The sequence below is a fragment of the Bacillus sanguinis genome (assembly GCF_018332475.1).
GTDB lineage: Bacteria > Bacillota > Bacilli > Bacillales > Bacillaceae_G > Bacillus_A > Bacillus_A sanguinis.
In genome coordinates this window covers 1-6,831 of the sequence record NZ_BOQB01000541.1, presented here as the reverse complement: position 1 = coordinate 6,831, position 6,831 = coordinate 1, and the positions used below count along the sequence as shown (strand labels likewise).

Genomic DNA, 6,831 nt, shown 5'->3' with positions numbered 1-6,831 from the left:
TTTAAAAAGCTTTGTAATGTTGCATGTTCTGCGATTTGTTTCGCATGCTGCATACTGGTCCTCCTCTTTATATTAAAGCTATCGAAATTTTATATAATAAACGATAATTGAATGTCGTTATCAATTATGATTCTAATTGATAATGATATTCAATTCAAGAGTATATTTCAGAATTTTTTTATGAAATTTAATTTTTCCTTTTTTCTTTCTTTTCTTTAACCTAGTTAAAAATACACTAAAAAAATTCTTGTTTCCAAACTAATTACCTACTATTTTTTATTAATCCATCAAAAATGGATTAATAAAAAGGTATACCTTATTTGGTATACCTTTTCCCGCTATTTGTTTACATAATATTATTATTTATATCAATCTATCTAGCTGTTCATATAACAAATTCAAATCTCTCCAACAATACGCTGTCTCTTCTACCTGTACTCGCTCTAAAAATTTTGTATCAATTTTTTCTGGATTAAATTTTTCATAAAACTTTTTAGAAGGATTATTCGTAACAACCCATACTAAAAGTGATTGCATATTATCATTTATACATTCCGTTAGTAAAGCTTGAAATAACTTTTGCCCTATTTTCATTCCTTGATACTCTTGTAAAAGGTAGATTGCATATAATTCTCCATCACAATTATATGCACCACTTCTTTCAACTCCCCCATCAATAAATCCGATTATTGTTCCATTTATGGTCTCTGCTACAAATCTATATTGGTATTTATCTTCTTGTTGAAAGATGGTTTCCCACTGTTTTTCTCGTTTCTCATATGTTATATTTTCTAAAATTTCGTCGGCAAATATCCCTTTATACGTTGTTTTCCAGCTATCAGCATGTACCTTTGCTATACCTGGTATATCATCTTTTATCGCTCTTCTAATATGTATTTCCATCATTTCTCCCCCTTATTATTCATCATTATATCAATTTATTTCCTTAAAAATCCAAATAAAAAAAGAGTGAATTCACTTCACTCTTTTTTTCATAATTATCTACTTTCCACTTCAACTGAAACAACACGATCTATCTCTTTTAGTGAGCTATATAACTCAGTTGTATATAAATCTTCTGGAGCTAAAATAACCATCTCCAGTTGCTGAAATGCTCCACTATCTATATCTTTAATTTTTACGCGTTTCACATGCATTCCTAAATTTTTAATTTGCTTAAATATACCGTCTAACTCATGATGCTCTTTTACAGTAATTTTTATAGATAAATCCTTTTGTCTTAATGAATAAGGGCCTGCAATTTTCACAAGTTGCGGAAGTACGTTAATCGCTAAAATGATTAAAATCATAGCAACAGTCGCTTGTAAATAAAAGCCTGCCCCAATTGCTATACCTAAAGCTGAAGCAGCCCATACCATAGAAGCTGTCGTTAACCCAGAAATAACATCATTACTTCTTCGTAAAATAACACCTGCTCCAAGAAAACCAATCCCGCTCACAATTTGAGCAGCTAAACGCATTGGATCCATATTTGTATGCCCTGGAACAGAATATACATGTACGGATTCAATTGAAACCATCGTAATTAAACAACTTGCTACAGAAATAACCATACTTGTTTTCACGCCAAGTGGTTTATTCTTTAGCTGCCTATCTATCCCGATGAATAATCCTAAAAAGAGTGCTAAACCTAATTTGAGTAAAAATTCATATGACATATTTCCAGTCTCCTTACTTTACAATGTTTCCCTTGGAATAATTCACTATAACTCTTTTATGATATCAATTCCAGTCTTTTCTATTCATTTAACGTAAAAAACCGAAAAAACATTTGTGACGATGTTTCCCCGGCTTTTTATTACGTTTAAAATTTTTACTTTATTTCTGATTTTTAATCTTAATCTCTGCATCTTTGTAAAATGCTAATTTACTTTCATTATACTCTTTTGTAAAATTGTTAAATTGCTCTTTGGACTTTTGTGCTTCCACATTCAGTTCATTAACAGCCTTAACTTTTTCACCAATTTCTTTTAATTTCGTTTCTTTTACTTTTAATTTTTCATACAGTTCTTTTTCAGTCGCTAACGCCTTCGTATAATTTTCATTCATTTTTTGGAATGCATCATAACGATTTTTATACGACTCTTCTACTGCTTTCGCTTGTTTTTGTAACTTCTTATCTTCAAGCTTCTCTATATTTCCTTGAATAGATTTCGTTTCTTTCTGAGCTTTTTCTAGCATTTCTTTCTCATTTTTCAATACTTTTTCACGTTCATCTACATTTGCAGTAGCTTGCTCTATTTTCTTCATAACAGCGTCATTATGATCTTTACCTTCTTGTAGAATTTGAGAATATAGTTCTTGACCTTCCTTCTCTAACTTCTCTAATTTCTTCGCTTCATCAACTAATGATTTTTCTTGTGTCGCCGCTGTTTCAAAAGCTGTATATAGGTTTTCTTCTGGTTTTTCACCGAAACAACCTGTTAATAGTCCTACTGATAGTGCTCCAACTACTGCTACTTTTCCATACTTCAACGTTCATTCCTCCATTACATACGGTTATCATGCCAGAAATTCACTGGGAAGTGACTCTCTTCATGATAAGCTTCAAACTCATAACCCTTTTCTTTTAACCCTTTTAAAATTGCTGGCACAGCAGCAACTGATTGTGGGTGAATGTCATGCATTAAAATGACTTCCTGTGGTTTTGTTGCATTTGTTAATACATTTTGAGCAATTTGTGCTGCTGCTGCATCAACTTGCATTTTGTTATACTTCCAATCTAATGAATCAATTGTCCAATCCCATACTTTAAAACCGCCCTCTACCACTTTATTACGAAGACCTTCATTTAATCCAGGCATCGAACCGTATGGTGGACGTGTTAATTTAGGTGATTTTCCAATAATATTTGCGATTAAGCTTTGATCTTCTTTCATCTCATTTACATACTCGCCATTTTTATATAACTTTGCAAAATTATGTGTCATACTATGCATACCTACATAATGACCCTCTGCATTTTCACGTTTCACTAGATCCGGAAATTCTTTTACATTCGCTCCAATTAAAAAGAACGTCGCCTTCGCATCATGCTGTTTTAACGTATTTAACAATTCAGCCGTATATTTCCCTGGGCCATCATCAAATGTAAGATAAGCAACTTTTCTTTCTTTTCCATTAAAACGGCTTGGTGCCGTTTTATTCATTTCTACTTTCGTTTGTTCACTTGCAAGCTGTACTACATTTTCTTGTTTTGCAACAGCCTTTGCTGGTGAAGTAATGGATTGAAACATGAAATACCCAATAGCTACTGCTGCAATCGCTATTAAAACGACTACTACTCGTTTAATTTTAAAAGCTTTTTCCATTCTATCGAATTCCTCTCCCTATTAATCTTATATATAAATCACCCAATATAATTATACATCTATTTATTTTATTACACTATATAAACAGACTTTATATGTATTATAATGGGAGTTTTATCAAAATGGTTGTTCCTATTCCTTCTTTACTTATAATATTTAATGTACCTCCATGAAGCTCTACCATTTTTTTAACGATAGCTAAACCAAGACCAGCACCTGTAACATGATTATTAATCTGGTAAAATGACTGTTCTATATATGGTAAATGCTCCTTAGCAATTCCAATCCCTTTGTCTTTCACCTTTATCACTGCTTGGCCTTCATTTTTAGTCGCTTCAATTTGAATTGCACCTTTTTCATGTGAATATTTAATAGCATTTTGAACGATGTTCAAGAAAATTTGCTTTAGCCTATTTCGATCTCCCATCAATTCAATTCTTTCTATTTTATGAATAAATTGAATTTGTTTCTCTTCAGCGTTAGGAGTTAATTGCCAAATCGTCTCCTCTAGTATATCGTATATTTGCACCTTTTGTTTATATAAATTAAAATGATTTGATTGTAATCTTGAAAAATCTAGCAATTCTTCTACTAAATGAATCAATCGGTCTGTCTCACCTGATATAATTCCCATGCCTTGCTTTATCTCTTCTTCCGTTAAATGATCTACCGTTTTTAACGTCTCACTCCAACCTTTAATTCCAGTTAAAGGCGTTCGTATTTCATGAGAAATCGAAGCGATGAATTCATTTTTCATCTGTTCCGCTTTTTCTATTTTATCAGACATATGATTTAAACTATGCGCTAACTCACCTAATTCACCAGGATAATCTTCTTTAATTTTCTTCTTTAATGTCCCTTCTGCAATTTGGGAAGAAGCATGAATTATAGATTCGATCGGTTTAACAAATGAATTCGCTAACCGTCTACTAATTAAGAATACAATTCCTGAAATAACAATACCTACAGAAATAGTAAACATAATAATTTCAATAATCTTGGCATTTACATGTGTTAATACAGTCGTATATTTTAAAACACCGATCGTTTGTCCTTGATGAATCAGCGGACTAATCACTTCTAATTGTTTCACTTTGTCTTTCGTAGTAGTCACTTGGTGGTACATTTCTCCTTCTAGTAACGAATACGGAATAACTACTTTACCCTCTATCTTTTGTCCACTTGACGATTGTATAATCGTGCCATGTCGATCAATTAATTGTAATTCGGTTCCTTCTAACTGAAAGCTCTCAATTATATCCCCGCTATATTCTTGCAAACGAATAAAGTATAATGAATTGTATTCAGAGAAAAATCGTGTACTTGTCTTCGCATGAGATTCTACATATTGCACAATACCGTTATAATAATATCGATAAACAGAGACTGAAAATACGACTTCAAATAATACAAGCATAAGTATAATGACCGTCATAAAATATAAAGTCACTTTTCTTTTCATCTTATACTTTCCTTCCACACATATCCTTTTCCCCACACAGTAAGGATAAATTCAGGTTCTGATGGATTACATTCTATCTTTTGACGTAACCGCCTCATATTTACATCTACTACTTTCGTCTCACCTACATAATTCGTTCCCCAAATCATATTTAAAATTTCATCACGTGAAACTGGCTTTGAAGCCTGATTCATTAAATACTGTAATATCATATACTCTGTAGGAGTTAATTCGACTAGTTGTCCGCTTTTATATAATCTTTCTTCTATTATATTTAAAGAAAACGGGCCAGATGTAATAGTATTCGCTTTTTCATCATGTACTTCTATTCTTCTTAGTAACGATTGTATACGTGCAGTAAGTTCCACTGGACTAAACGGCTTTGCGATATAATCATCTGCACCAATTCCTAACCCTTGTACCTTATCTTCATTTTGTACGCGTGCGGTTAACATAATAATACCTATTTTTTTATTTTCTTTCCGAATCGTTTTACAAACTTGAAAACCATCCATTCCTGGTAACATCACATCAAGCAATGCTACATCAACAGTATGTTCACATAAAATCTGTAACGCTTCTTCTCCAGTACTTGCTTCTAATACATAAAATCCAGCACGTTTCAAATTTAAGACGATAAAACTCCGAATAGGCATTTCATCTTCTAAAACTAAAATTGTCGGCATCATTTCCACCTCCCTACTCTTGTTGATAATCCGCTAGCGGCTTTACATATATTTTCACTTTTTCAAAATGTGGTTGTTTCGGTACAGCATATACGTGAGAAGCCGTTTTAACTGCTGCGCTGTATCCTTTTATTCCAAACCATTCTTTCCGCTTAAATATATGAACTTCAAGCCATGTTTCATTTGTACTTATCTCCAAAAACTTTTGAGAATTTGATTCCTTTTGCTCATCTGATATCGTAATTTGTCCTATTAACTCCTTAGGAATTTTCACATAATATCCCTTTTCTATATCGATATATCTTTCTTCAATTGGTTTAATCCCCGATTCACTCCACTGTATGTAACGTTCAAAGAGCGGACTATCACCATGTGATTTATCTTCCCAACCTTTTGGACGCACAGTACGAACAAATTCAATAATGCCGTCTTCATTAACATCTTTACTTTCTACAACATATTCATTGAACAAATCTTCTTTTCCATCTATAGGTAGTGTCTCATAATGACCCTTATCAAATTTCGCTACGTAAGTTATCCCTGAATGAGCTCCAGTTCCCGCATCAATGACAATGGCCTTTAATGCCTGAGAAATACGTCCCATTTGTATTCTTTGAATGCTATTTATAAATGGATCGAATGATGCTTCAGATAACGTCTTAAATTGTTCAATGAACTCAACTATCAACTTCTCATCTTTTTCATACGTAACAAGACTTAAATCTTTCAGTCCATTTTTATTTAGATCGTCTATGAATAACTTCGTATAATTCCGATTATATATTTCCCTCATATCTTCATTTTCTTCCGAAAAAACATACATAACATGTTTTAACGATTCACGGTCTACAGAGATTCCGATTAACAACTCTCGTTTCCCGTTTCCTGTAAAATCACCAACTTCAACGATATCTACATCTCCACCATTAAATTTATGTGTGGACTTCGTTTTCCAACCATTCCTGTTTTTTTCGTATACAGCTAAATAAACACTATGATCTTCATTCGGCAATTTATAAAATATAATGGCTTCTTTCTTATTATCTTGTTTAAAATCCATTGACCAAATCATCTGTTTATCTTTATTAGACATTGGAGTAAGCAATCGATAATTAACAGGAAAATCTTTATCTATTTGCTCTTTTAGTTCATTAATCCATTTCTCATTGGCAGGAGCTTCCATTAAATTTGTTGGAGCTTCAGACATTTTACATCCAGTCAACATAAAAATGATTCCCATAATACCTATCCATTTCTGCATATAATATCTTTCCTCATTACAGATTTTCATTATTTCTCTTTACTTTTTGCTTCTCCAATATTATCATACATATGAGTATAATTTTTCTAC

Annotated in this window: 7 protein-coding genes; all 7 read right to left on the bottom strand. The window is 32.4% G+C overall.

Going from position 1 to position 6,831, the window contains the following annotated elements:
* Positions 1-363: 363 nt before the first annotated feature.
* The 7 genes from KI369_RS28385 to KI369_RS28355 all read right to left on the bottom strand — a co-directional run bounded on the left by KI369_RS28385 (position 364) and on the right by KI369_RS28355 (position 6,741).
* Positions 364-903 carry a GNAT family N-acetyltransferase gene (locus tag KI369_RS28385; RefSeq protein ID WP_212958980.1) on the bottom strand — a complete coding sequence of 180 codons (540 nt, stop codon included), beginning with the start codon at positions 901-903 and terminating at the stop codon, positions 364-366.
* Between the two features lie 95 nt (positions 904-998).
* Positions 999-1,679 carry an MgtC/SapB family protein gene (locus KI369_RS28380; RefSeq protein WP_000119508.1) on the bottom strand — a complete coding sequence of 227 codons (681 nt, stop codon included), beginning with the start codon at positions 1,677-1,679 and terminating at the stop codon, positions 999-1,001.
* A gap of 160 nt (positions 1,680-1,839) precedes the next feature.
* Positions 1,840-2,496 (bottom strand): YkyA family protein, encoded by a 657-nt coding sequence (locus KI369_RS28375; RefSeq protein WP_212958979.1) that lies wholly within the window; start codon positions 2,494-2,496, stop codon positions 1,840-1,842.
* 14 nt (positions 2,497-2,510) lie between these two features.
* On the bottom strand, positions 2,511-3,332 hold the full coding sequence (locus tag KI369_RS28370) for a peptidoglycan-N-acetylglucosamine deacetylase (protein WP_212958978.1): 822 nt from the start codon (positions 3,330-3,332) through the stop codon (positions 2,511-2,513).
* 100 nt (positions 3,333-3,432) lie between these two features.
* Entirely contained in the window at positions 3,433-4,794 is a 1,362-nt protein-coding gene (locus KI369_RS28365) for a sensor histidine kinase (protein ID WP_212958977.1), read from the bottom strand.
* On the bottom strand, positions 4,791-5,480 hold the full coding sequence (locus KI369_RS28360) for a response regulator transcription factor (RefSeq protein ID WP_088119258.1): 690 nt from the start codon (positions 5,478-5,480) through the stop codon (positions 4,791-4,793). The genes KI369_RS28365 and KI369_RS28360 overlap by 4 nt, the downstream gene beginning before the upstream one ends.
* Before the next feature lie 13 nt (positions 5,481-5,493).
* On the bottom strand, positions 5,494-6,741 hold the full coding sequence (locus KI369_RS28355) for a hypothetical protein (RefSeq protein ID WP_212958976.1): 1,248 nt from the start codon (positions 6,739-6,741) through the stop codon (positions 5,494-5,496).
* Positions 6,742-6,831: the final 90 nt, after the last annotated feature.